The organism is Pandoraea capi (assembly GCF_902459735.1).
Classification (GTDB): Bacteria; Pseudomonadota; Gammaproteobacteria; order Burkholderiales; family Burkholderiaceae; genus Pandoraea; species Pandoraea capi.
Genome location: NZ_CABPRV010000031.1, coordinates 1 through 534 on the forward strand (window position 1 = coordinate 1; position 534 = coordinate 534).

Consider the following 534-nt stretch of genomic DNA (forward strand, 5'->3'; position numbering starts at 1 on the left):
CTGGCATTGCCAGGCGCGCCCAACGAGGTGTGGTCAATCGATTTCGTGATGGATGCGCTGTCCAATGGCCGGCGCGTGAAGTGCCTGACCGTCGTCGATGACTTCACGAAAGAGGCTGTCGACATTGTCGTCGACCATGGCATCTCAGGTTTGTATGTCGCTCGGGCATTGGAGCGTGCAGCTCGCTTCCGTGGCTATCCCAAGGCGGTGCGCACAGACCAGGGCCCCGAATTTACGAGCCGCGCGCTTGACCAGTGGGCGTATGCGAACAGCGTCACTCTGAAGTTGATTCAGGCGGGCAAGCCAACGCAGAATGCGTACATCGAATCGTTCAACGGCAAGTTCCGCGACGAATGCCTTAACGAGCACTGGTTCACGACGCTCGCGCACGCTCGGGCTGTCATCGCGGCATGGCGTCAGGACTACAACGAGCAAAGGCCGCACAGCGCACTGAACTACCTTGCGCCGTCAGAGTTTGCGGCGAAACATCGAGCAACCGCGGACGCTCCTGCCGCTTTCCAGGAGTTGGTTTAA

1 pseudogene is annotated in these 534 nt (G+C 59.6%); it reads left to right on the plus strand.

The window, feature by feature from the left end:
• Positions 1 to 534: pseudogene (locus tag PCA20602_RS25495) on the plus strand (IS3-like element ISBam2 family transposase); the annotation flags it as partial.